Source organism: Brevibacillus porteri (assembly GCF_003013475.1).
Lineage (GTDB): Bacteria > Bacillota > Bacilli > Brevibacillales > Brevibacillaceae > Brevibacillus > Brevibacillus porteri.
Genome location: NZ_PXZO01000052.1, coordinates 99651 through 123812, shown reverse-complemented (window position 1 = coordinate 123812; position 24162 = coordinate 99651). Strand labels below are relative to the sequence as shown.

Sequence of the window (24162 nt, the reverse complement as noted above, 5' to 3'; positions counted from 1 at the left end):
TTGACCTAGTGTATATGTATGAAAATGCCATCGTAGCGCTATTTTACAGGATAAGGAGGGAAAAAAGATATGGGAGACAAACGCGAAATTTCCAGGCGTACATTTTTGAACTACGCCCTGATGGGAACTGGCGGATTCCTTGCTGCGGGAATGATCACCCCAATGATTCGCTTTGCGGTAGACCCCCTTCTGCAAGGACATGCAGGTGGAGATAAAGTAGCTGTCGGCAGTCCGGATGAGTTTAGTGCCGTGCCAAAACGCGTAGAATTCAAGGTCCATACCAAGGACGGTTGGTATGAATCAGAATCTACACTTACTGCATGGGTTACCAAGAACGACAAGGGTGAGATTCTTGCTCTGTCCCCGATCTGTAAGCACTTAGGGTGTACGGTTAGCTGGGGAACAGGCCCTGGACAACCAAATGAGTACTTCTGTCCTTGCCACATGGGTCGTTATTCGATCAATGGCGAGCACATTTTGGGAACGCCACCGACGGCCTCTCTTGATGAGTATGAGACAGAAGTCAAAGATGGAAAATTGTATTTAGGTAAAGTAAAAGCAAATCCTCGTCCGGGGGTGAACGGCTAAAATGATGCAAAAAATGTATGATTGGGTCGACGAGCGCTTAAACATCACTCCGATGTGGCGTGACTTGGCTGACCACGAAGTACCTGAGCACGTGAACCCGGCACATCATTTTTCAGCTTTTGTTTACTGCTTTGGTGGACTTACGTTCTTTATTACCGTTATTCAAATCTTGTCTGGTATGTTCTTGACGATGTACTATGTACCAGACGTTATCAATGCTTACGAATCCGTTAAGTACCTGCAGAACGAAGTAGCGTTCGGGGTAATCGTACGCGGTATGCATCACTGGGGCGCGAGCTTGGTAATCGTGATGATGTTCCTACATACTTTGCGTGTATTCTTTACAGGTGCATACAAAAAGCCTCGTGAATTGAACTGGGTAGTCGGCGTACTGATTTTCTTCGTTATGCTGGGCCTCGGTTTCACAGGTTACCTGTTGCCTTGGGATAACACCGCATACTTTGCGACCAAAGTAGGTGTGCAGATCGCAGACTCGGTACCATTTATCGGTCCGTATGTGAAAACATTGCTCACCGGTGGAGACATTCTAGGTGCGCAAACGCTTACTCGCTTCTTCGCGATTCACGTGTTCTTCCTGCCAGGGGCACTGCTTGGACTGTTGGGAGCTCACTTTGTTATGATCCGTTCGCAAGGTATCTCGGGTCCACTATAATCGGTCTTCGAAAAAAGGAGGAAATAGCATGGCAAAACAAGATAAAGATGCTACCTTCGTCGGAGATTCCCGAGTATCGGCGAAGCGTATCCCAAACATTTCTCCATCCTACTCCGACTTTCCAGGTAAAAACGAGCCGTTTTGGCCAAACTTCCTGTTGAAAGAGTGGATGGTGGCAGCCGTTTGTTTAGTTGGCTTCCTCGTGTTGACGGTTTCACATCCGTCGCCGTTGACAGACAAAGCAAACCCGAATGATACTTCATTCATTCCGTTGCCAGACTGGTACTTCTTGTTCCTGTATCAATTGCTGAAATATCCATGGGCTGCAGGGGATTGGGTCGTTCTTGGAATCGTTGTTATTCCAGGTATCGCATTTGGTGCACTGATGCTGGCGCCTTGGCTGGATACCAGCAAAGAGCGTCGTCCTAGCAAACGTCCAGTTGCTACAGGCTTGATGCTGACGGCACTCGTTGGTATTTTCTACCTGACTTGGGCGGCAAACCATGAATATCATCTGGCTCACCCAGATAAAGGTAAAGGAACTGGTGGCAAAGAGGGATCTAGTGCAACAGCACCTGCTCCGGCTGACACCAGCTTTAAAGCAGATGCGCTTTGGAAAGCGCAAACAAGCTGTATGGGATGCCATGGTAAAAACATGGAGGGCGGCATGGGTCCAAACCTCCAAAAAATCGGTGCAACTTTGGATGCAGCCAAGATTACTGATGTCATCAAGAACGGTAAAGGCGCAATGCCAGGCGGTATGATCAAAGATGATGCAGAAATCGCAAAGCTAGCTGAATACATGGCTGGCTTGAAATAAGCTAATAGGGGAAAAGCTGGCTGGTAATGCGGTCAGCTTTTTCGTTAGCGGCGTACACAGCGGGAGACGATTATAGATGATCTGGATATGGGAGTGGTTTCGGCAATCTTTGGGCAAAAGGTGGTTTCTTTGGACGCTGTTCGTCGTCAACTTTTTGGGAACCATATATGGATTTATCTGGTACGGTAACCAATTAGCTGAGACACCAGCATATTTGATTCCTTTTGTTCCGGACAGCCCGACAGGTAGCGGACTTTTTTCGCTTGTACTCCTTACCTATTTGTTGGGTCGCCACATTCCTGTACTGGAAGCTTTGGCTGGCATCACCAATTTTAAGTACGGTGTCTGGGCCGTCTGCATTATCGTGGCTGGTTGGATGATGGGCAATGAAGTGCGTTGGACAGACGTGATGCTAATCATTTCCCACACCGGCATGGCTGTGGAATCTGTTTTGTATGCGCGTTTTTACAAGCTAAGTCTTCTGCCGGTGGGAATCGCTGCGCTGTGGACACTAAATAATGATTTTCTCGATTACGTCATGGACATCCATCCGTGGCTGCCGAGTGTACTGGATCCGTATGAAGGCTTCGTTGGTTTGTTTACGGTTCTTCTCAGTCTGATCTCGATCTCGGTGATCTGGTGGGTGAATATGAAGTATACGACAAATAAGGTCTAATCTTGTCCTCCTTTCCATAGGCTGTACTAGGGAAGGAGGTTATTTGCGTTGAAGAAAAACATCCGGTTTTTATTATTCTTTCTCATGATCGGGTTGTTCTTGTCGTGGCCCATTCATAATTTGTACTCGAAGCTGAATCAACCAATAGAAGAAAAGCAGTTGGCCGCATTGGATCAAATTGCACATGAGTTACTGACGTATGCAAAAAAGGGAGATCTTGAAGGGGCAGAGCAGCGCATTGTACAGCTGGCAGAACGATTCCCGAACCAGCATTTGCCCAATCCGATACGAATTGAGAGTCTGAATGCAGTGACACAGTCCATACTGGCAGCCAAGCAAAGCTTTGCTTCCGCAAACGCAAGTGAACAGCAATTGCTGTGGCATGCGACGCGGGTCCGTATCGCCATAGATGCTCTGACGCATGATCACCAGCCGATGTGGCGTAGCTACTATCCTTCTCTCGTAACACAGGTCCAAAACCTGCAGCTATCGGCTGTTGAGCGGAATTTCAGTCAGTTTCGCGAACAGTTCGATGAGAATTACCGATTATTTTTGGCCATTAAGCCGGGGATGAGTATTCAGCTCCCAGAGGGGCAAATGTCCTCGATTACGGTTGCGTACGATATCATATCCAAAGAGATGCGAAACAGCCAGGTAGATTGGCAACTAGTACGAGAGGCGTTGCGAGAATTGAACACCTCTTTTCAAGTGGCTTTTGTGGGAGAAGAAAAGAGTACGTTTGCTCGTTTAATGATGCGGCCAGATTCACCAATTGTCATTCTCGCCTCGATTTCGATTGCATTGATCATGGCCTTGTCGTATGTGGCGTGGAAGAAATATGACGGAGAAATCCGTTCGACTTAATGGATGCAAAAAACCCTTGCCTGTACGAAAAGGCAAGGGTTTTTGTTGTGCTGCTTCGTGCTAGTCGTGAAGCGGTTTCTTGTTTTCGTCGAGAGTAAAGCCTTCTCCGAGTACCTCATGAACATCGTTGACGATGACAAAGGCATGCGGGTCAATTTCTTGCACGATATTTTTAAAACGCATCACTTCGTTGCGGCTGATAACCACATAGATTACTTTCTTTTCATCACCAGAGTAGGCGCCTTTTCCTGCTAAAAGGGTAACACCACGACCGAATTCAAGGATTTGATTGGCAATCTTGTCCGCTTCGTTGGAAATGATCGTCAGTGCTTTGCCGGCATATGCCCCATCTTGGAAAAAGTCGATGACACGTGCTGCGATAAAGACGACGACAAGTGTGTACATGGCGCTTTCCAGATTCAAATAGACGAGAGATGCCCCAATGACCAAGATGTCTCCGAAAAACAACGTCCTCCCCATACTGATACCCATGTATTTCTGAAGCAGTCTGGCAATGATGTCCACTCCGCCAGTGGTCCCGCCGTAACGGAAAATAATCCCTAAACCGACTCCGACAGCTACCCCGGCATAGAGGGAGGCGAGCAAGCGATCCTTCATTTGAAGCGGAAGAACTCCATCAAACAAGGATAAGAAGACGGAGAGTGAAACCGTTCCCAAAATCGTGTAGAAAAAAGAAGTTCGTCCAAGAATTTTCCAGCCTAGAAAAAATAACGGTACGTTTAGGACGAAGAAGACGACCCCCTGATCCACAGATGGAACTAACAGCTTGATCAAAATACTGATACCAGTGATACCGCCCTCAGCTAAATGGTTGGGAATGTTGAACGCATTAATACCAAATCCCATAATGGCAGAACCGATGATAATGGCAAAGATACTATCAAGACGAATTTTCATATGTCCTCCTGTTCGCCGGATCAGGAATGGCTTCCCCCCGGACATGATGTGCAGGTAATACTTGTGTTACCTGAGGGCTATCCGAAAGCCATTATAAATGAACGCTCGTTTGATTGTCCATATGCTGGAAAGACGAAGTATTGTGATTTGGCAAACCAAGCCTTTTTTAGTACGATAGGTGAAAGAGAGAAGACTGTGAAAAAAGGAGTGGGCGGATGGAACGGCAAAAGACGATGCAAGAGATGCAGCAAGAAGTTGATCAATACATATCGCAATTTAAAGAAGGATATTTTTCTCCGCTTTCGATGCTGGCTAGAATGACAGAAGAAGTAGGGGAATTAGCCAGAGAGATCAACCATTTTTATGGAGAAAAACCGAAGAAAAAGGACGAAGGCGAAAAAACAGTAGAGGAAGAGCTGGGTGACGTACTCTTCATCGTGATTTGTTTCGCAAACTCGCTCGGAATCGATTTGCAGGAAGCGTTTGATCGTATTATGCACAAGTTTAATACTCGCGATAAAGATCGCTGGACGAGAATAGAGGAGAACGAGCAGCATGACTAAACAAATTCGTGTAGCAGTTGCAGGCGCAAATGGTCGAATGGGGCAAGAGGTAGTGAAAATGCTGGCGCAGGATACCTCACTTGTTTTTACTGGCAATCTGGATACGCGTGTGAGCGAAGAGAAAATCAATCAACAACTGGACGAAATGAAGCCGGATGTTCTGGTCGACTTTACTACACCCCATACGGTTTACCGTCATATGGAGCTCTGTTTGGCTCGTAGTGTGAGACCAGTTGTCGGAACTACGGGCCTGACAACAGAACAGCTGCAAGAGATGACTGCGCGCTATAAAGAAGCGGGACTGGGTGCTATCATTGCCCCGAATTTTGCGATCGGCGCGATTCTATGTATGAAGTTTTCCGCAATGGCAGCAAAATATATGCCGCATGTGGAAATTATCGAGTTGCATCATGACCGCAAGCTGGATGCGCCAAGCGGAACTGCTTTGAAGACCGCTGAGATGATTGCAGCCGTTCGGGAAGAGCTCAAGCAAGGGCATCCTGAAGAGGTAGAAACGATTCCAGGCGCTCGCGGAGCAGATTACGAAGGATTCCGGATTCACAGTGTCCGTCTTCCAGGTATGGTTGCTCATCAGGAGGTTTTGTTTGGTGCAACAGGCCAAACGCTGTCTATTCGCCATGATTCGATTAACCGGGAATCTTTCATGCCAGGCGTGAATATGGCCATTAAAGCCGTAATGAATATGAACGGATTGATTTACGGATTGGAACATCTGATTGATTAAACGTTTGATTAACATACACACGATACCCAGCCATAAAGGGAGAGGTTTTCTTGAAAATTGCATTGATTGCCCATGATCGAATGAAAGAACAGATTGTGCAACTAGCGATGGCCTATGAATCCATTTTGGCAAAACATGACCTGTATGCCACAGGAACAACTGGGTCGCGAATCATGGAAGCTACGTCGCTGTCCCTAACCCGATTTCTGTCAGGGCCATTAGGAGGCGATCAACAAATCGGTGCGATGATCGCCCGCAATGAGATGGATTTGATTATCTTTTTGCGTGATCCGCTTACCTCTCAACCACATGAGCCTGATATTATCGCACTGCTTCGACTGTGTGATGTGCACAAGATACCGTTTGCCACCAATCTCGGTTCGGCAGAAATCATGCTGAAGGCTTTGGAGCTGGGACAACTGGATTGGCGTGAAGTGGTGCATGAGGAGAATGAAGCATGAGTTCACTCGATATTTTGGCAATCGGCGCTCATCCTGACGATGTCGAGATCGGTGCGGCAGGCAGTCTGATCTTGGCCGCTAAACAGGGAAAGCGCGTGGGGATTCTCGACTTGACCTATGCTGAATTGTCTTCGAATGGAACGGTTGAAAGAAGGCAGCAAGAAGCGACAGCAGCTGACCAAGTGATGGGAGTGGCTGCTCGCTATAACTTTGGCCTGCCTGATCGTGGCTTGGAAGCAGTCAGAGAAAGTGCGATTGAACGTGTCGGCAAGCTCATTCGCGAAACTCGTCCAGCCATTGTGCTTGCGCCTTATTTCGCGGATCGTCATCCAGATCACGAAAGTGTAAGTCGAATCGTTCGAGAGGCGGTGTTTAATGCGGGCATCCGTAAGTATTTGCCAGAGCCTTCTGTGCCTGCCTATCGACCTTCGCAATTCCTTTACTATTTCATTAATTCGACTGTCACGCCTCAGGTTGTCGTGGATATCACCGCTGTTTATCCGCAAAAAATGGAGGCGCTGCGTTGCTACCGTAGTCAGTTTGAGCTAGAAGAAGGTGGCGTTCAAACACCGCTTACCAACGGGTATCTGGAATCTGTCGAGTATCGAGAGCGACTGTTTGGTCAGCAGGCTGGTGTAGCCTACGCAGAAGGATTTGTCAGTGCAGCTCCGTATGTATTAAAGAGCTTGTGAGAAGGAGTGACACTGTATGAAGATCGGGATTACTTGCTATCCGTCATTGGGCGGATCGGGTGTAGTAGCCACAGAGCTGGGCAAGCTATTGGCCGAGCGAGGACATCAAGTCCATTTCATCACAGGTGGAATGCCATTTCGCTTAGGTGCGTTTCACCCGAACATTTTTTATCATGAAGTAGAAGTGAACAACTATGATGTTTTTAAATATCCACCTTATGATTTGACCTTGGCGAACCGAATGGCGCAAGTGGCGAAAAATGAAAACCTGGACTTATTACATGTGCATTATGCTGTGCCACATGCGTTGTGTGCGTTTCTCGCGAAGCAAATGGTAGGGGATCATTTGAAAATTGTGACCACCTTGCACGGGACTGATATTACTGTTCTGGGTTATGACTCGAATTTGAGTGATATGATCCGCTTCGGTATTGAGCGAAGCGATTTGGTAACAGCGGTGTCCAATGATTTGATCAGGCAAACGAAAGAACTGCTGCATACTGAAAAAGAAATTGTCCCTGTGTACAACTTCGTAGACAAGCGGCGTTATTACCCAAAAGAGGTTACGAAGCTGAAAAAGGTATTTGCACCGAATGGTGAAAAAATTCTTATGCACATTTCTAATTTCCGTCCGGTCAAACGAGTGCCAGATGTGATTGAAATATTCTCGCGAGTACGTGAAGAAATGCCTTCCAGACTGATCCTCATTGGTGAAGGTCCCGAAATGGGGCTGGTCCGTAAGTTGATCGCTGAGCTCGGTCTGAACGACGATGTTTGCTTCCTCGGCAAGCAGGAAGATGTCGCCGAGGTATTGTCGATGGCAGACATCATGCTGCTTCCATCAGAAAAGGAAAGCTTCGGACTCGTCGCATTGGAAGCAATGGCTTGCGGTGTGCCTGTCGTCGCTACAGTGGCAGGCGGCTTGCCCGAGGTCGTCCTGGATGGTGTGAACGGCTTCTTGCGCCCAATTGGGGACGTGGAAGGCATGGCGAAAGAAACGATTCGTCTCTTGCAAAACGAAGAGCTATATCGCGAATTCTCCGCGAATAGCATCGAGCGATCCTGCAAAACGTTTTGTCACGAAACGATTGCCTCTCAGTATGAAGCACTTTACGCCAACTTGTTGGCAAGCAAAACCGAGGAAAACCTAAGCTTTTGAACGTGAGATCGAGCTTTTGGCTAGTTGATGTACCTTGGATATTAAAATGAACAACCCATACAAAACTCTCATGAGAAACGCCTCCTTGTGTAGATCAGGCGGAGCAAACCAGAAAGGGGGGAATTGGATTGGCGATAGAATTGGCAAAGCGTGTTCTTGACAGATTAGAGGAACACGGCTTCGAAGCCTACTATGTGGGTGGTTGCGTCCGAGATTGGCTTTTACAACGACCTGTTCATGATATAGATATATGTACGAATGCCCATCCCGGCGACGTCATCCGATTGTTTCCCGATCATGTCCCGACTGGTCTGAAACACGGTACTGTGTCTGTAAAAGTCGAGGGGCAGATGTTCGAAGTAACCACGTTTCGGACGGAAGGAAAATATGAAGATTACCGTCGACCGGCTGAGGTTCAGTTCGTTTCAGAACTTCGGCTCGATCTGGAGCGACGAGATTTTACGATGAACGCAATGGCGATGGATCGTCATCAAGTATTGCACGACCCGTTCGGTGGACGTGAGGATATGCAGCATCGGCTGGTTCGGGCTGTAGGCATTCCGCTTGAGAGATTTCAGGAGGATGCCCTTCGGCTTTTACGAGGTGTGCGCTTTGCTTCCCAGTTAGGTTTTGCGATAGAAGACCAGACTATGCTTGCTATGAAACAGACTGCGCCTTTGTTAGCTCATATTGCTGTGGAGCGCATAAGGGAAGAGCTGAATAAAACGCTCGACAGCAAAGCCCCAGAGGTAGGTTGTCAGTTGTTGAATGAAACAAGACTCATGGCTTATGCCCCTGAGGTAGAAAAACTGTTCGTCCTCTCAAATGAGCATGTCTGGCGGTTGCATCATTTGCAAACCGTGACGCAAAAATGGTCGTTGCTACTGTTTGCGGCGAATTATTCACCTGTGCAATCGCGTGAAGTATGCCGATTCCTCAAAATGTCCAAGCGCGAAACAGAAGCAATTTGTTGTTTGGTTGAACTTCTGATGCGATTGCAGCCACAATGGGATGCCCCTCAACCGATTGAGTGGGGGCCACTGCTGCTTGAAGTCGGTTTGGACACGTGCAACGAGTTCTTCCTTTTATTGCAAGCGTGTTGGTGGAAGGAGAGGCAATCGTTTTCGATGCAAGCACTCCTTGATCAATACGAAAACATGCCTGTCAAAACCATCAAGGATTTGGCAATCACCGGGCTTGACCTGCAAGTAGCCATTCAGAAAAAGCCAGGCGAGTGGATTGTCCGCGTCTTGGAATCGTTGCTTAGACAAACGGCTCTGCACGGTTTACCAAATACACCAGAAGCACTCGTCGAAGTTGCAAAGAAAGAGGTTGCACAAGATGAACATTAAGCAAGTCATCCTTCAGGCATTCCGTGACCAGCCGGGCAGTTTCATCTCTGGTGAAGAATTAAGCCAAACATGCGGTTGCTCTAGGACGGCGGTTTGGAAGCATATCGAAGAGCTGCGCCGAGATGGTTACGAGGTGGAGGCGGTGCGAAAATCGGGGTATCGCCTGCTGGTTGCCCCTGATCGCTTGTCAGCAGCAGAAATCATGGCTGGCCTGGAAACGAATCGGATCGGTCAAAATGTCATCGCTTACGATGAGGTGGTATCTACACAGCCACTCGCACACGAGGCTGCGGCAAAAGGGGCAGTAGAAGGTACGATTGTGCTGGCAGAGCTACAAACAGGTGGGAAAGGCAGACTCGGCCGCCCGTGGCATTCTGCGAAAGGAACGGGGATTTGGATGAGCTTGATCATTCGACCTGCGATTCCGTTACCGAAGACACCCCAGATGACATTGCTAACGGCAGTTGCTGTAGCGACAACGATCCGGGAAGAGACTGGGTTGCCTGTTAAAATCAAATGGCCGAATGATATTTTTATCGGCGACAAAAAAGTATGCGGGATTTTGACAGAGCTAAATGCTGAATCTGATCGAGTCAATTATTTAGTTATCGGAATAGGACTCAATGCCAACAGTGTCGAGTCAGATTTCCCGTCAGAACTGGCACAGATTGCGACTTCGCTTCGTATTGAATCTGGCGAGCCACTCAAGCGCGTTTCGTTTATCCAACGACTCTGCCGAATTTTTGAAGAAGAGTACGATCACTATTTGCAGGCTGGCTTCGAGCGTGTAAAACAAGAGTGGGAGGATCATTCGTACACCATTGGCAAATGGGTGTCCCTCCAGACGATTTCACAACAGTTTGAAGGTCGTGCCGTTGGCTTGGATGAGGAAGGCGTACTCAAGGTCGAGGATCAGGCGGGACAGATCCACAAAGTTTATTCGGCTGATGTCAATTATCGTGCAAATGATTAAATCATTTGCTATACTCCAATTTGGAGGCTGTATCACCTCGTGAACGGTACTCCCGGAGTATTTTTGTATCTATCGTGTAATCTTAAAGCAATACGTGTAAGGACAAAAATCTGCTCAGAGCCTGTGTGGACCGAGACAGAAGGAATCCGTTGGACGCAAATGTCTTTTTGACATGGACAACCTTCTCCCGATTGACGCGAGAAGGTTTTTTTATTCCTCACACGATCCACGGGCTTGATGCGAAAGAGGAGAAATGAACAATGGCAACACACGACAGACCTATTACGACTTCAAGTATCCGCAAGAAAAAAGAAACGCGAACCCCGATTACCATGGTGACCGCCTATGACTATCCGTCAGCCAAATTAGTGGATGAAGCTGGCGCTGATATGATTCTGGTTGGTGATTCATTGGGAATGGTCGTACTGGGTTATGACTCCACCATCCCTGTTACGATGGAGGATATGCTACACCATACGAAAGCAGTAACGAGAGGGGCCAAGCGTGCATTTGTCGTTTCAGACCTGCCTTTTCTCAGCTATCACGGAACAGTTGAGGAAGCAGTGAAAAACGCGGGCAGACTAATGCAAGAAGGGCTGGCCAAGGCAGTCAAAATGGAAGGGGGCCGTGAACTGGCTCCAATCATTACACGCTGTGTACAAGCAGGCATCCCTGTCGTTGGACATATTGGGCTTACTCCGCAATCGGTACATCAATTAGGCGGTTATAAAGTACAAGGAAGAGATCTGGAGGCAGCCAAAAAATTGTTGGATGAGGCCCTTGCGATTCAAGAAGCGGGTGCATTCGCCATTGTGCTGGAATGTGTTCCGGAAGAGGTCGCAGGCATGATTGCAAACAAGCTGGACATCGCTGTGATCGGAATCGGAGCGGGTGCGACATGTGATGGGCAAGTGCTGGTGTTCCATGATATGGTCGGCTACGCATCGGATATCACACCGAAATTCGTGAAGCGTTACGCAAACATCGGTGAAACCATCCGTGAAGCAGTTGAGACCTATAACAAAGAAGTCGAAGCAAGAAGCTTCCCAGGGCCAGAGCATGTCTTTCATGCCTCTGAAGAAACCATCAAGGAATTGTACGGGGAAGGAGCGAAGCAGTCATGATGCAAACAATGATGCAGCAAGTCTCGACAATCGCAGAGATGCGCGTTCATATAAAAGAAGCACGTCGGCAAGGCAAAACGATCGGGATGGTACCGACCATGGGGTTTTTGCATGAAGGTCATCTCAGCTTGGTAAAAGCTGCTCGTGAAGTATGTGATTTGGTTGTGATGAGCATTTTCGTAAACCCGCTGCAATTCGGGCCGAATGAAGACTTTGAACGTTATCCGCGTGATATCGAACGGGATAGTAAAATGGCGGAAGAAGCGGGTGTGGACCTCCTGTTTACCCCGGAAGTCAGCGAGATGTATCCGAAACCGATGCTGACCAATATTTCAGTGGCAAATGTGACGACTCCGTTGTGTGGAGCTTCTCGTCCGGGTCATTTTGATGGCGTATCGACTGTCGTCAATAAATTGTTTCAAATTGTCCAGCCCGATTACGCCTTTTTCGGACAAAAGGATGCCCAGCAAGTAGCTGTTGTGACGCAAATGGTCCACGACTTGTCGATGCTAGTACAAATTATTCCATGCCCAATTGTACGCGAAGCGGATGGGCTTGCTCTGAGCTCTCGGAATGTCTACTTGTCAGCGGATGAGCGAGTACAAGCACTCGTGCTATCACAGAGCCTCAAGCAAGCAGTGGAATGGTTGGGACAGGGCATGGCTCTTTCTGAAATAAAAGATCGCATGACGCAAATGATTTCAGAAAAGCCGCTGGCTGATATTGATTATGTGGAAATTTTGAGCTATCCAGAGCTCACACCCGTCGAGCAGGAAACGGCAGGTCAAACAATCATCATCGCGTTAGCTGCTCGTTTTGGCAAAACGCGTCTGATTGACAATACGATTACATCCATCAAGTAGAGATAAGGGAGGAATTCTTAGTGTTCCGCACCATGATGAAAGCAAAAATCCATCGCGCAACGGTAACTGAAGCAAACTTGAACTATGTGGGCAGTATTACCATCGACAAAAATTTGTTGGATGCACTGGATATTTTGCCAAATGAAAAAGTACAAATCGTCAATAACAACAACGGAGCGCGTCTGGAAACATACGTCATCGAAGGTGCTCCAGGCAGTGGCGTCATTTGCTTGAACGGAGCAGCTGCACGTCTCGTTCAAGAGGGCGATATCGTCATTATTATTGCCTATGCGATGATGACGGATGAAGAGGCGAGAACTTATAAGCCACGTGTCGCCATCATGGATGAGAAAAATCAGATCAAAGAATTGATTGCTGAAGAAGTGCACGCGACGATTCTGTAAGCGATCTGTCTATTCCTGCATAGAGCCACCTGCCTTGTGAGACAATGAAAGTACTCATGCCTCATAGGGGGTGGCTTTTCTTGTGAAAATCGAGGACTGGTTTCATACGCTTCGTAACAAAGCTCAGACGATTGAAGAGAAGTGGCAGGGAGCTTCTGAACAAGAACGTCTTCAGCTCGCGGAACAATTGTTTCAATTGCGCCAAGTAAGTGATACAGTCGTAGACCTGTGGCTGCAATTCGAAGAAAAATTATCGAATGCGATTCGTAACATCAAGGAAATGGAAGGCCAGCTTCCAGTGGAAGAGAAAAAGACGGATCAGTCGAAGGTGAATACAAAATCACCAAAGGCCGTTGAAACGAATCCATACGAGCCGATTTTTCGTCGAGGGGAAGGCTTTTATCATTTGCGCATGTTCCAAGACGCGAAAAAGTGTTTTGCAGAATTAGTCCAAAAATCGCCAGACTGGGAAAGTGGACGCCTGTACTACGCCTACAGTCTCCTTTTGTGCGAGGAGAATGAATTGGCCTTTCGAGAATTCCGTCTTCTCGGCAGGACAGCAAGCTCACCTACCGTTGTGGCCATCAGCTTTAATGCCATCGGTTGCATTCTGGCTGAAGAGGAGCAGTGGTTAGAGGCGGCGCAAGCTTTTAAGACGTCTCTCGAAATCAAGCCAGAACAGGAAGAAGCCAAATACAACCTCGCGCTATGCTATTTAAGAGATGGCGATGCACAGGAAGCTTTGGACGAATTGGAACCATATCTAGAAAAAAACGAGCACGATTGGGAAGCGCAGATGCTATGGCTGCGTGCTGCCAAATTACTGCATACGATGGACCAGACTGTGGAATGGAGTCCGCCTAAAGGCTTGCAACTGCCGACGCGCGATTTGGACAGCGATACCCTTCAGGAAATGGCCTCTTTATACGAAACAGTGGGCAATTATCACCGGGCACAAATTTGCTATCACTTTTTGACGGAGCGTTCCCCAAAAGATGGGTGGACGTGGCATGGCTTGGCCTGGAATACGTGGCTCATTGCAGGTACGAAGCGGGCATTGACGCTCGTCAAAAAAGCCATCAGTCTTGCACCCGAAAATGACGACTTTCTTTTTAGTTATGGATGGATGCTGTTGTTTGATGGAAGGGTAGAGGACGCAATCAAAGCGTTTCGGATCATGCTGGAGAAAAACCGAGACAATCGCCTCGGACAATCCGGGATGATTTCCGCATACGAAAAGCTGGGGGATACACAAGAAGCAAAACGGTTGGCAAAGTATTTCCTGGACGACGCTGAGCCATATGTACGTTCGTTAGGGTATTTTCATCTGGGAAGAATCGCGGTTGTGGAAGAAAATTGGCGCCTAGCTGAACAATATTTTCAACGGGCATTGCCATTCGCAGAACAGTTATGGGAAATCCCCATCTATCTGCAATTATGTGCAAGCAAGCTCGGTCAATCAGAAATGCAAACCGAGCTCGTACAGCCTTAAATGTACAGGAAAGCAGGAATATTTCCCATCGTTGCCGAATGTGAATGGGTGCGGATTGAATGTTTCCGCCCAGGTTACGAGGTGACAACGTTTGAATCGATTACTAGTTGTAGATTTTGAGACGACGGGAAGCCATCCACGCCAAGGTGACAGCATCATTCAGATTGGTGCCGTCGCAATCGATGACGGGCTGATTACCGAGAGTTTTTCCACCCTGATTCATCCGGGCCAGGATATTCCACCGTTTATTACCCAATTAACAGGGATTACCAATGAGATGGTTGCAGATGCTCCTTCCTTGGAAGAAGTGTTTCCAGATTTCTTGCGTTTATTGGACGGGCGAGCTTTTGTTGCACATAATGCAAGCTTTGATCTCCAATTTTTACAAGAAGCCCTGCTGAGCCAGGGCTATTATGCGTTTGACGGCTACGTGTTTGATACAGTGGAGCTATCTCGCGTTCTTTTGCCGATGCAAAATAGCTACAGACTCGGAGAACTGGCGTCTGAGCTGGAGATCGAGCACGATAATCCCCATCAAGCAGACAGCGATGCACTTGCAACGGCGCAACTGTTTCTCCACTTGCTGGATATTTTAAAGAAACTGCCGCTTGTGACGATCCAGCGCCTGCAGATGCTCGTCTCTTCATTTCGCTCTGATATCGAGGTTCTTTTACGTCAGATTGAGATGGAAAAGCTCATAGAGTTGCCGGAGCTGGATGGAACGCCAACCGAAACGAATTCCTCAGACATGTGGGATGTTTATCGCCAGCTGGCCCTTCGGAAGCGGGAAGAAAAAGGAACAGCGTCTCTGAAGCGTCCTCATATCAATGCGACAGTGACCAAAGCGTTTGCCGACCAGCTCGAGGATGTTTTGGGCGAAAACGGGCACATGCAGGCGAAAATGTCGGGGTATCAACGTCGGGATGCTCAGGAAGCGATGATGCATGCCGTCTATGAGGCAATGGAGGATGGTGCCCATTTATTGGTAGAGGCAGGGACAGGTACGGGAAAATCATTAGCCTATCTCTTACCGGGGATCATTTGGACTCATCACAATCAGCAGCAGCTGGTGGTCAGTACCAATACCATTCAATTGCAGGAACAGTTATTCCATAAGGAAATCGCTACCTTGCAGGAGTCGTTGCCGTTTTCCTTTACAGCTTCGACGCTAAAAGGCAGAGGAAACTACTTATGCTTGCGTAAATTTGAACAAGCCGTGGACGAGCCTGTAGAAGGAAGCAGCCAAGAAATGCGCTTGGTCAAAGGACAGATGCTGACGTGGCTCACGCAAACCGTTACCGGTGATGTGGAGGAGCTGAGCATGCCTCCAAGTGGTCAACTGCTGTGGCAACAGGTAAAAAGTGATACGAGCTCTTGTTTGAACCGGGCTTGTCCCTGGTTTAGTCGCTGCTACTATTTTCAGGCGAAGGAACGGGCTCGCGATGTCGATGTACTCATCGTCAATCACGCCCTTTTCATCAGCGACTTGCAAGCGGAAAACAGAATCCTCCCTTCGTATGAAGTTGCCATCATCGATGAGGCCCATCATTTGGAGGATGCCGCGACACAGCATTTAGGCAAGCAGTTTTCAACCACGCAGCTTCTTTTCTTGTTAGATCGTGCATCGGTTGAAGAGAGTGGGGCAATTTCCCGCTTCGCAGAAGAGCTGCAAAGCTGGATGCCTGCGGTAGAAGAAGATGTCGCCACAAAGCTTTTAGAGCTGAGAAAACAGTCCGCTGCCTTACGTGAGAAAGCGCAGCAATGGACACAGCTCTTGTATGCATGGGCATCAGACCGTGCGGAGGAGACGACGGACGCAGGACGTGAGACAGTACGTTATCGGGTCGAATCGTTTGTAGGTAAGCACGAGAAGATACGCAAAGTAACCAAAAAGCTGATAGAAGGGATGACTGCATACGCAGCGGGCATCGAGCAGCTTTTGCGAACGACTCCGCCAGAGGAAAAGCCACCATTTGTCGTACGCAGTCTACTGACAGATTTATTCGGTCTCATCAAAGACTGGCAAAATGTTGTGGAGCTGCTTCACTTCTTTTTACTTGAGCAGGATGGCGAGTATGTATATTGGATGGAAGTAGAGTCCCGTACAGCTCGCAAGCAAGTTCATTTGTCAGCAGCACTCTTGAAGGTTGCCGACTCACTGGCAGAACCGCTTTTCGCGCAGAAGCGGAGTCTGATCTTGACATCAGCCACTCTGACGGTCAAAAACAGCTTCTCCTACATCAAAAGCCAGTTTGGTCTCGACCAACTGTCCGAGGAACGAGTGCGTACCTTGTCACTGCCATCGCCTTTTCATTATGAAGAGCAGGGATTACTGTTGATTCCATCTGATTTCCCCGCACCAGGCAAAGAGAGTGACCACACGTATTTGGAGGCGGTCATTCAAGGGTGTGTTGATGTGGTACTGGCTTCGAAAGGAAGGACGCTGATTCTATTCACCTCCCACTCGATGCTTCGACTTGTTTACCAAGCGATGAAGGAACGGCTTGCGGATGCTCCAGAACCGTATACGCTATTCGGTCACGGAATCGATAGCAATAATCGGAGCAAGCTGGTTCGTTTGTTCCGAAGCATGGAGAGAAGTGTCCTGCTTGGGACGAGCAGCTTCTGGGAAGGTGTCGATATCCAGGGGGAATGGCTGAGCAGTCTAGTCATTGTTCGCCTCCCGTTTGCTCCACCGAATCATCCTGTGTATCAAGGAAGGGCCGAGCTTTTGAAGGCAGAAGGAAAAAACGCTTTTATGTCCTTGTCTCTTCCACAAGCCGTTCTGCAATTTAAACAAGGGGTGGGTCGATTAATTCGCCACCACTTGGATCGCGGGGTTGTGATCGTTCTTGACACGCGTGTGGTTGAGTCGAGATATGGACGCTCATTCCTTCAATCTTTGCCGCCATTTCAGATCGAAAGCGGTCCATGGCCAACGCTTCGAGAACGCATAGAGCCATTCCTTAGTATGCAATCCCTGTCAGATTCATAAAATGAAGCAATAGTCTCATAGGGATTAAGGTGATAAAATAAATGTTATGGAAAAAAGAGTGGCGTTGGTGGATTGTAGTTCTTAGTGCGATTTTCCTTTGCGCATGCTCGATTGATAGCCATTTGTATTTGCAAGAAGCAGCAGTGAAGATAGATGACCCGTTTGAAACAGAGACAGAGCAGGAATTTTCGGGTCTCATTATCACCTACTTGGCACTTCCGCATGGTGAGAGTACACTTTTGAGAATGCCAGGCGGCAAAACGATGCTGATTGATACGGGTACGGCAGATGATTGGCCCGTTCTCTCGGCACGCTTGGCAGAGCTCAAGATCACACGGCTCGACTATGTCGTGTTGACGAACGACCAGCCTGAGCATATGGGAGGCTACGCTTCATTGAGCCAGCAAGTGCTTGTAGATGCCGTCATTTTGCCCAAGCTGATCGCATCATCGCTTCGCCATGTCGTGCTGCTTCGCTCCAACCAAAAACAGATGGAAGCAGAGCAAGGACAAGTACTCACTCTTGACCAAGAAATCTCCATGGAAGTTTTGCTCCCGGATGAACCGTTATTTTTATCGCCTCAGAACAATTCTCTCGTTTTTCGATTGACGCACGGTCAATTGCGATTTTTATTTATGAGCGCAGTGAATGAAAAAGCAGAAGAGCGACTGATGGAACGGAAGAATGACAGACTGAAGGCGGAAGTGCTAAAGGTAGCAGGTCAGGGGAGCAATCAAGGCTCTTCGCAACCGTTTCTGACGCAAGTCGATCCACAGGTCGCCATTATTCAAACAGGCCGATCACGGGATCAAATGAAAGACGGTCAGACGGAAGTCATGGAGCGCTTGGGTGAGTCATGGGCCGAGACATACGTTACCAGCGACGACGGTTCCATTACCATTTTATCCAATGGAAAAGAATATCGGATTTTGAAGCAAAAGAATTAGGGGGGAAGACCGAACGTGGCAAAACACGAAAAGATTTCAGAAGCGGTCGTCCGTCGTTTGCCGATTTATCTGCGTTACCTCAGTTATTTGCAGCAAGTTGAGGTGACCACCGTTTCCTCCCAACAGATGGGCAAGAATCTTGATGTGAATCCTGCCCAAATCAGAAAGGATCTTGCAGCTTTTGGTGATTTTGGAAAAAAGGGAATCGGCTATGATGTCGATTATCTGGTGGAAAAAATCCGTGAAATTCTGAAGCTAACGGATGAAATCCGTGTCGCTTTGGTCGGAGCTGGGCATTTGGGCCATGCCATTAGTAACTACAACGCTTATTTGAAAGATAACATGCGGATTGCGGCCATCTTTGACAATAATCCAGAGAAGCAGGGCAAAAAAGTCGCAGGTATACCCATTCAGCCTTTATCAGAGCTGGAAGAAACAGTCGTCGACAAGCAAATCAAGCTGGCGATTATTACGGTACCGGCACCTGCAGCGCAATCCGTATGTGATCAGTTGACTCAAGCGGGTATCAGGGGGATCTTGAATTTTGCCCCTACGACGATTCGCGCAGGAAAAGATGTTCGCATTCACTATGCGGATGTGACGTCCAACCTGCAAAGCTTGGCCTACTATTTGACGTAAGAATGGAGTGTATACTATGAAAAAGACGATCCTCATTCACGCAACAGTCATTACCGTTAACGATACGAATGAAGTCATTTACGATGGTGCAGTAGCATTCGAAGGCAACAAGATTACGTATGTGGGCCCAACTCCTGAGGACCTGTCGGAAGCGGGATACGATGAAGTCATCGATCAAAAAGGTGATTACATACTGCCTGGCTTAATCAACACGCATGGACATGCTGGTATGTCCCTCCTACGCGGTTATGCAGATGATTTGCCGCTGCAACAATGGCTTGAAGACAAAATGTGGCCATTGGAGGCGCAATTCACGGGAGACACAGTAAAATGGGGTACCCAGCTGTCGCTTATCGAGATGATTCGTACCGGTACCACTACGTTTGTGGATATGTATGATCATATGGATGTCGTGGCGAAGGAAGTCGATACTGCTGGAATGCGCGCTCGCCTTTGCAGAGGGATGATTGGTCTGTGCTCCGAAGAAGAACGTCAAACAAAGCTGAAAGACGCGACTCTTTTTGCAAAAGAATGGCATAATCAGGCAGACGGGCGTATTACCGTCATGATGGCACCGCATGCGCCGTACACGTGCTCGCCAGAATTTATTACCCAAATTATCGAAAAAGCCGATGAGCTTTCCTTGCCGCTTCATATTCATATGTCTGAAACTGCTTGGGAAGTCGGTCAAAACGAGAAGGACTACGGGCTTCGTCCAGTTGCGCATTTGGAAAAGCTGGGAATGTTCAATCGTCCAACACTCGTCGCGCATGCTGTTCACCTAACGGATGAAGAAATCGACATTTTGGCAAAATACAACGTAAGAGTTTCTCATAACGTAGTAAGCAACCTAAAACTGGCTAGTGGTGTTGCGCCAGTTCCTAAAATGTTGGCAAAAGGTGTAAGCGTGTCCCTGGGTACCGACAGCTCTGCAAGCAACAACAATTTGAATTTGTTTGAGGAATTGAAACTCGCTGCGATCCTACACAAAGGTGTGAACAACGATCCAGTAGCGGTTCCAGCAGAGGAAGCACTTCGCATGGCTACTCGTTATGGTGCAGAAGGGGTATTCCAAGAGGAAACACTCGGAAGCATTGAAGTAGGCAAGCAAGCTGACTTGATCGTGCTGGATAGCCACCAAGCCCATTTCCACCCGGCACACCAACCGATTTCACACGTGGTGTACGCAGCCAATGGACGCGATGTGAAAGATACGATTGTAGCGGGTAAATTCTTGATGCGTAATCATAAGCTGTTGACCATCGATGAGGAGCGCGCGATTTATGAAGCAAACCGCGTATTCCAAACGTTAAAACGGTAAAAGGCTCCTGTCAGGTGGGGGACAGGAGTAAGGCAGTGTAGGTGTAGGTAGGGGAATTAGATACTACGACGTTCCGTTGTTCATTTTTGCCACAGCTTTTGTCAGGAGATGATGGCGAAAATGAAGAGTGGGTGTGTGCGACCATTGACGCAAGGGAGACGACAATCCTGCCCAGGAGACGCGGTATTCCTGTAACAGAAACCCAAGTATGTCAGGAGATGTGGTTTGTTGCGAAGATGTCACGCGCTCACCTCCTCGGGGTGTATATGTAGTATGACCGCCCGACCTTAAGCTATGATTAGCAACTTTTCCGTGTCGTTCTAAAACCTTCCCGTATAGCATAGGCTAAAGACAAAAATGGGACAGGGGGGACGACATGTACATCCGGCCCAAAATGCTGTGGTGGCTCATTCCTATCCTACTCGGTCTATTTCTCCTCGGGATTGTATTGGGGACAGTAAGTCGATCAGCCAATACAGACAGCACTGATACTGCGTCTGCGGTCAGACAAACAGCAGGAACGGAGCAGACAGCGACGACGGTAGCGGAGCTTTTGGAGCAGATCACGAAGGACGAGGAACGCTCATTTCTGGTATACATGCAGGATCAGACCTTGCATGGGCGATATCAAAATGAGCAATTTCAGCTCACAGGAGAAATCGGTGGCCACCAGCTTGAAATAGCCAGAAAAGATGGGCAACCAGTATCGGTGCGAATTGATGGCCAGATACAGGATCATGCCGCACTGCCGTATGCGATGTTCACCCCGCATGAGCACGCAGTATTGCTCAAGGGAGTTTTGCAATCGGTTAGTCCTGAACGCCTTGAAGATGCTGCAGGGCAAGGATGGAGTGGATATCGGATAGCGGTTCCACCTGAGGAAGTCTCTTCGTTATTATCGATGTGGTTAGGTCCATCCTTCCCTATTCAGGATTTGTCTTCGAACGTAACAGACGGAATGAAAGTCAATTACCAACTATGGTACGAGTCAACTACGGGGCAGCTTCGCCAACTGGAGCTGGATTTGCAAATGCAAACAGCAGTTGGAGTGAAGAGAGACCAGCTTCGATTCCGATTGTAATGTCAGCCATTTAAAGGAGTTACTTTGCTGTGTTAGTACGAATTATCCTATCAATCGTAGCCGTCATTTTACTTACGGGAGCTGGGTTCGCCTATCACCTGACGGCTTCTGTAGCAGGAGAGCGTAATCAATTTGAGGAAACCGTTCGTCAGTGGGTCCAGGATCGCACGACAATCACGGAAATTGAATCCATTGATGAATATCGAGGCAAGGAGAGCTACGCTGTCGTCATTGGGAAAAATAAGGCGGGTACACAGGTTGTAGCATGGATGACCGATCAGAAAGTTAGTTTCGATCGAATGGATCTAGCTGTTCCTAAAAAGAATGTAGAAGAGGCGGTTTACAAGTCATTCCCGCAATCGGAGATCACTCATTTGGTTCCTGGTCTCGAAAACGATAAGAAATTTTGGGAAGTCACTGTCAAAGACAAAGACGGTCGTTTTCACTATATTCACTATGATCTATTCACAGGTGCTTTGTTAACCTCATACGTGCTCGCGCCAACCTAATACGCTTGCTTGACGACAGGCCTTTTCCTTATGGGAGAAGGCCTGTTTGGCATTCCATCCAACATCTGTATAAGAAATTGATATACTCATATGATATACTGGGGACGTTGCAGAGAGAGAAAACGAGAACGATATTTATGGGGGGAGTAGCCGTGCAGTTGAAAAAGAGCGCAATTGGATTATCTTTGGTGGCAACCTTGGCACTCCTGTTCGGAGGATGGTTCTTGTATCAAAAGATGGAGATTGAGGAGCCAATCCGTGCAGAAATTGGACAAATGCAGTCCGCCACATTGGGTAATTTGGAGATCAGCAAAGATAAAATTCAAATAGATGTAACTGTTACAAAACCTGACACGTTTCCAGCTGAATATCGCAATTTGCTAACGGAAACACAAAAGATCGCAGGGGAAAAAGAAGTGGTCATTGACATAGTCAATCAGTCGACAGCGATGAACGATATATGGCAGAGCGGTCAATTTGTGTTTACAGAAGCAGTGGAGCTGCATGAATATAGCCGCATTCCAGCCCTCGTGGAACAATGGAAAAAGGGGAATCAGCTGGACGAAGCAACTGCATTAATGGATGACGAGAACATTTATGTTTACTTGAAAAAAGGAACGGAGGATTTCTACACCATCATCCCCCGTTCCATTGAAAAAGAGGTGACGGCACGTGCGTAAGGAAGTACTGATCGGCGTCGTACCTGCACTGTTTATTTTTCTTGTTTTTCTAGGTGTAAATATTACGCCATTCTTGGTGTTCGGAGCCGTACTGGGGGCGATTTACTTTCTGGTCATCCGTCAGCAAAATGGACAAGGCGGGAATGTCGCCCTTGGTGGGAAAAGAAAAGCAAACAAGCATGAGCTGCCGAAATCGGACGTGCAGTTTGCTGATATCGGTGGACAGGAACGCGCTAAAAAAGAACTGAAGGAATCGCTTGATTTTCTCGTGTATAAAGACAAAATTGAGCAGTACGGGATTCGCCCGATCAAAGGTGTTCTTTTGACAGGTCCTCCTGGTACGGGTAAAACACTGATGGCGAAAGCAGCAGCGAACTATACAAATTCTGCCTTTGTGGCGGCATCAGGTTCGCAGTTTGTAGAGATGTACGTCGGTGTCGGTGCACAACGCGTTCGTGAATTGTTTCAAGAAGCGAAGACATTGGCAGAGAAAAATGGGCAAGACAGCGCGATTATTTTTATCGATGAGATCGATGTCGTCGGTGGAAAAAGGGACGGTCAACAGCAACGTGAATACGATCAGACCTTGAATCAACTGTTGACGGAGATGGATGGTGTAGCTACGACCGACAAGCCGCGGATTTTAGTCATGGCAGCTACGAACCGGAAAGACATGCTCGATGCAGCGTTGTTGCGTCCTGGTCGTTTTGACCGTCATATTAGCGTTGATCTCCCAGACAAGCCAGCACGCGAGCAGATTTTGACCATTCATACGGCGAATAAACCGCTTGGCGAAGACGTCACATTGGAAAAAGTGGCACAAGAGACATTCGGTTTTTCTGGCGCACAGCTGGAAAGTGTAGCCAATGAAGCGGCTATTTACGCCATGCGTGACCGACTGGACAAGATCACTGCGAAGCATTTTGCTTATGCCGTGGATAAGGTCATGCTCGGAGAGAAAGTAGATCGACAAGCATCAGAGGAAGAGAAGAAGCGTGTTGCTCTCCATGAATTGGGGCATGCCATTGTCAGTGAGATGGTGCGACCAGGCTCTGTCTCGCAGGTCACGCTGAGTCCACGTGGCAAAGCACTAGGGTACGTCCGACAAAATCCAATGGAAGACCGCTATCTGTATACCAAGGATGCGATGGAAAAGCAAATCATGGTTAGCCTTGGAGGAGCCGTAGCGGAGGAAATCTACTACGGTGGGCGCAGTACTGGATCGAAGAATGACTTCGAGCAAGCGCTGGGAATGGCACAGGAAATTGTACAAAGCGGTATGTCGGATCTGGGGATTGTACATTTGCAATACGTGGAGAAGAGTCGTATTCATGACGAGGTTGAGCGTCTGCTGGAAGGGTTGCTCGTAGAAACTCGCAATCTTTTGAGACAATATGACTCCGTATTCCAAACAGGCTTGTACACATTGATGGAAGCAGAAGTTCTGCAAGGCGATGAATTCAGAACGCTTTTGTCACAAACGAAAGAAGAAGTTGCTGTATAAATGAAGATAAAGAACCTGCTAGCTAACGGGAGAGTTGGCCAAGCAGGTTTTTTTGTGTTGGCTGGAAACTTAGGCCAATAAGGATGAAACAATTTTGTAGACACGGTGCCAAATAGGGA

General features: G+C 47.8%; 25 protein-coding genes and 2 pseudogenes. 25 read left to right on the top strand and 2 right to left on the bottom strand.

Annotated features, from left to right (window positions below; translation table 11 throughout):
• Positions 1-69 precede the first annotated feature (69 nt).
• The 6 genes and pseudogenes from C7R92_RS24595 to C7R92_RS24575 all read left to right on the top strand — a co-directional run bounded on the left by C7R92_RS24595 (position 70) and on the right by C7R92_RS24575 (position 3621).
• A complete protein-coding gene (locus tag C7R92_RS24595; protein ID WP_106835978.1) occupies positions 70-588 on the top strand; it encodes a Rieske (2Fe-2S) protein in 519 nt (172 codons plus the stop codon).
• A gap of 1 nt (position 589) precedes the next feature.
• Complete coding sequence (qcrB, locus tag C7R92_RS24590; RefSeq protein WP_012686173.1) at positions 590-1261, top strand: menaquinol-cytochrome c reductase cytochrome b subunit; 672 nt, start codon at positions 590-592, stop codon at positions 1259-1261.
• 28 nt (positions 1262-1289) lie between these two features.
• Positions 1290-1754 (top strand): annotated as a pseudogene (locus C7R92_RS33510) (menaquinol-cytochrome c reductase cytochrome b/c subunit); the annotation flags it as partial.
• Positions 1737-2078 (top strand): annotated as a pseudogene (locus tag C7R92_RS33505) (c-type cytochrome); the annotation flags it as partial. The pseudogenes C7R92_RS33510 and C7R92_RS33505, both read left to right, overlap by 18 nt.
• Positions 2079-2157: 79 nt before the next feature.
• Positions 2158-2757 carry a DUF1405 domain-containing protein gene (locus C7R92_RS24580; protein WP_017248137.1) on the top strand — a complete coding sequence of 200 codons (600 nt, stop codon included), beginning with the start codon at positions 2158-2160 and terminating at the stop codon, positions 2755-2757.
• A gap of 48 nt (positions 2758-2805) precedes the next feature.
• Complete coding sequence (locus C7R92_RS24575; protein ID WP_106835976.1) at positions 2806-3621, top strand: sporulation protein YpjB; 816 nt, start codon at positions 2806-2808, stop codon at positions 3619-3621.
• A gap of 60 nt (positions 3622-3681) precedes the next feature.
• Here C7R92_RS24575 and C7R92_RS24570 read toward each other — a convergent pair whose 3' ends face one another.
• The gene (locus C7R92_RS24570) at positions 3682-4539 is read right to left on the bottom strand and encodes a YitT family protein (protein ID WP_017248139.1); all 858 of its coding nucleotides are present in this window, start codon (positions 4537-4539) and stop codon (positions 3682-3684) included.
• 215 nt (positions 4540-4754) lie between these two features.
• On the opposite strand from C7R92_RS24570, the gene C7R92_RS24565 reads away from it, so the two are divergent.
• The 15 genes from C7R92_RS24565 to C7R92_RS24495 all read left to right on the top strand — a co-directional run bounded on the left by C7R92_RS24565 (position 4755) and on the right by C7R92_RS24495 (position 20269).
• A complete protein-coding gene (locus C7R92_RS24565; protein ID WP_016740047.1) occupies positions 4755-5102 on the top strand; it encodes a nucleotide pyrophosphohydrolase in 348 nt (115 codons plus the stop codon).
• Positions 5095-5847 (top strand): 4-hydroxy-tetrahydrodipicolinate reductase, encoded by a 753-nt coding sequence (dapB, locus tag C7R92_RS24560; protein WP_106835975.1) that lies wholly within the window; start codon positions 5095-5097, stop codon positions 5845-5847. The genes C7R92_RS24565 and dapB overlap by 8 nt, the downstream gene beginning before the upstream one ends.
• A 50-nt stretch (positions 5848-5897) precedes the next feature.
• A complete protein-coding gene (locus C7R92_RS24555) occupies positions 5898-6308 on the top strand; it encodes a methylglyoxal synthase (RefSeq protein WP_056492842.1) in 411 nt (136 codons plus the stop codon).
• Positions 6305-7000: a bacillithiol biosynthesis deacetylase BshB1 gene (bshB1, locus tag C7R92_RS24550; RefSeq protein ID WP_106835974.1), complete on the top strand. Its 696-nt coding sequence runs from the start codon at positions 6305-6307 to the stop codon at positions 6998-7000. Before C7R92_RS24555 ends, bshB1 begins: the two co-directional genes overlap by 4 nt.
• A 16-nt stretch (positions 7001-7016) precedes the next feature.
• Positions 7017-8159 carry an N-acetyl-alpha-D-glucosaminyl L-malate synthase BshA gene (gene bshA, locus C7R92_RS24545; RefSeq protein ID WP_106835973.1) on the top strand — a complete coding sequence of 381 codons (1143 nt, stop codon included), beginning with the start codon at positions 7017-7019 and terminating at the stop codon, positions 8157-8159.
• A gap of 128 nt (positions 8160-8287) precedes the next feature.
• Positions 8288-9511: a CCA tRNA nucleotidyltransferase gene (locus tag C7R92_RS24540; protein WP_106835972.1), complete on the top strand. Its 1224-nt coding sequence runs from the start codon at positions 8288-8290 to the stop codon at positions 9509-9511.
• Complete coding sequence (locus C7R92_RS24535) at positions 9501-10484, top strand: biotin--[acetyl-CoA-carboxylase] ligase (RefSeq protein WP_106835971.1); 984 nt, start codon at positions 9501-9503, stop codon at positions 10482-10484. The genes C7R92_RS24540 and C7R92_RS24535 overlap by 11 nt, the downstream gene beginning before the upstream one ends.
• A gap of 260 nt (positions 10485-10744) precedes the next feature.
• Entirely contained in the window at positions 10745-11608 is an 864-nt protein-coding gene (gene panB, locus C7R92_RS24530; protein WP_106835970.1) for a 3-methyl-2-oxobutanoate hydroxymethyltransferase, read from the top strand.
• The gene (gene panC / locus C7R92_RS24525) at positions 11605-12471 is read left to right on the top strand and encodes a pantoate--beta-alanine ligase (protein ID WP_106835969.1); all 867 of its coding nucleotides are present in this window, start codon (positions 11605-11607) and stop codon (positions 12469-12471) included. The genes panB and panC overlap by 4 nt, the downstream gene beginning before the upstream one ends.
• Before the next feature lie 20 nt (positions 12472-12491).
• Entirely contained in the window at positions 12492-12875 is a 384-nt protein-coding gene (gene panD, locus C7R92_RS24520; protein ID WP_007723146.1) for an aspartate 1-decarboxylase, read from the top strand.
• An 82-nt stretch (positions 12876-12957) separates the two neighbouring features.
• Complete coding sequence (locus C7R92_RS24515) at positions 12958-14367, top strand: tetratricopeptide repeat protein (RefSeq protein ID WP_106835968.1); 1410 nt, start codon at positions 12958-12960, stop codon at positions 14365-14367.
• Between the two features lie 91 nt (positions 14368-14458).
• The gene (gene dinG, locus C7R92_RS24510) at positions 14459-17362 is read left to right on the top strand and encodes an ATP-dependent DNA helicase DinG (protein WP_106835967.1); all 2904 of its coding nucleotides are present in this window, start codon (positions 14459-14461) and stop codon (positions 17360-17362) included.
• A 41-nt stretch (positions 17363-17403) separates the two neighbouring features.
• On the top strand, positions 17404-18309 hold the full coding sequence (locus C7R92_RS24505) for a ComEC/Rec2 family competence protein (protein WP_106835966.1): 906 nt from the start codon (positions 17404-17406) through the stop codon (positions 18307-18309).
• Positions 18310-18324: 15 nt separating this feature from the next.
• On the top strand, positions 18325-18948 hold the full coding sequence (locus C7R92_RS24500) for a redox-sensing transcriptional repressor Rex (protein ID WP_017248151.1): 624 nt from the start codon (positions 18325-18327) through the stop codon (positions 18946-18948).
• Positions 18949-18964: 16 nt separating this feature from the next.
• Positions 18965-20269, top strand: a complete 1305-nt coding sequence (locus C7R92_RS24495) for an amidohydrolase (RefSeq protein WP_069845307.1) — start codon at positions 18965-18967, stop codon at positions 20267-20269.
• Positions 20270-20332: 63 nt separating this feature from the next.
• On the opposite strand, the gene C7R92_RS31905 is transcribed toward C7R92_RS24495, so the two are convergent.
• Positions 20333-20512, bottom strand: coding sequence for a hypothetical protein (locus tag C7R92_RS31905; RefSeq protein WP_133257456.1), 180 nt, complete (start codon positions 20510-20512; stop codon positions 20333-20335).
• A 133-nt stretch (positions 20513-20645) separates the two neighbouring features.
• Between C7R92_RS31905 and C7R92_RS24490 the strand changes: the two genes are divergently transcribed.
• From C7R92_RS24490 to C7R92_RS24475, 4 genes are all read left to right on the top strand, one after another.
• Positions 20646-21350, top strand: coding sequence for a hypothetical protein (locus C7R92_RS24490; protein ID WP_106835965.1), 705 nt, complete (start codon positions 20646-20648; stop codon positions 21348-21350).
• Positions 21351-21379: 29 nt separating this feature from the next.
• Positions 21380-21859, top strand: coding sequence for a cell wall elongation regulator TseB-like domain-containing protein (locus C7R92_RS24485; protein ID WP_007723133.1), 480 nt, complete (start codon positions 21380-21382; stop codon positions 21857-21859).
• Between the two features lie 152 nt (positions 21860-22011).
• Complete coding sequence (locus tag C7R92_RS24480; protein WP_106835964.1) at positions 22012-22539, top strand: hypothetical protein; 528 nt, start codon at positions 22012-22014, stop codon at positions 22537-22539.
• A complete protein-coding gene (locus C7R92_RS24475) occupies positions 22532-24043 on the top strand; it encodes an AAA family ATPase (RefSeq protein WP_106835963.1) in 1512 nt (503 codons plus the stop codon). Before C7R92_RS24480 ends, C7R92_RS24475 begins: the two co-directional genes overlap by 8 nt.
• Positions 24044-24162 lie beyond the last annotated feature (119 nt).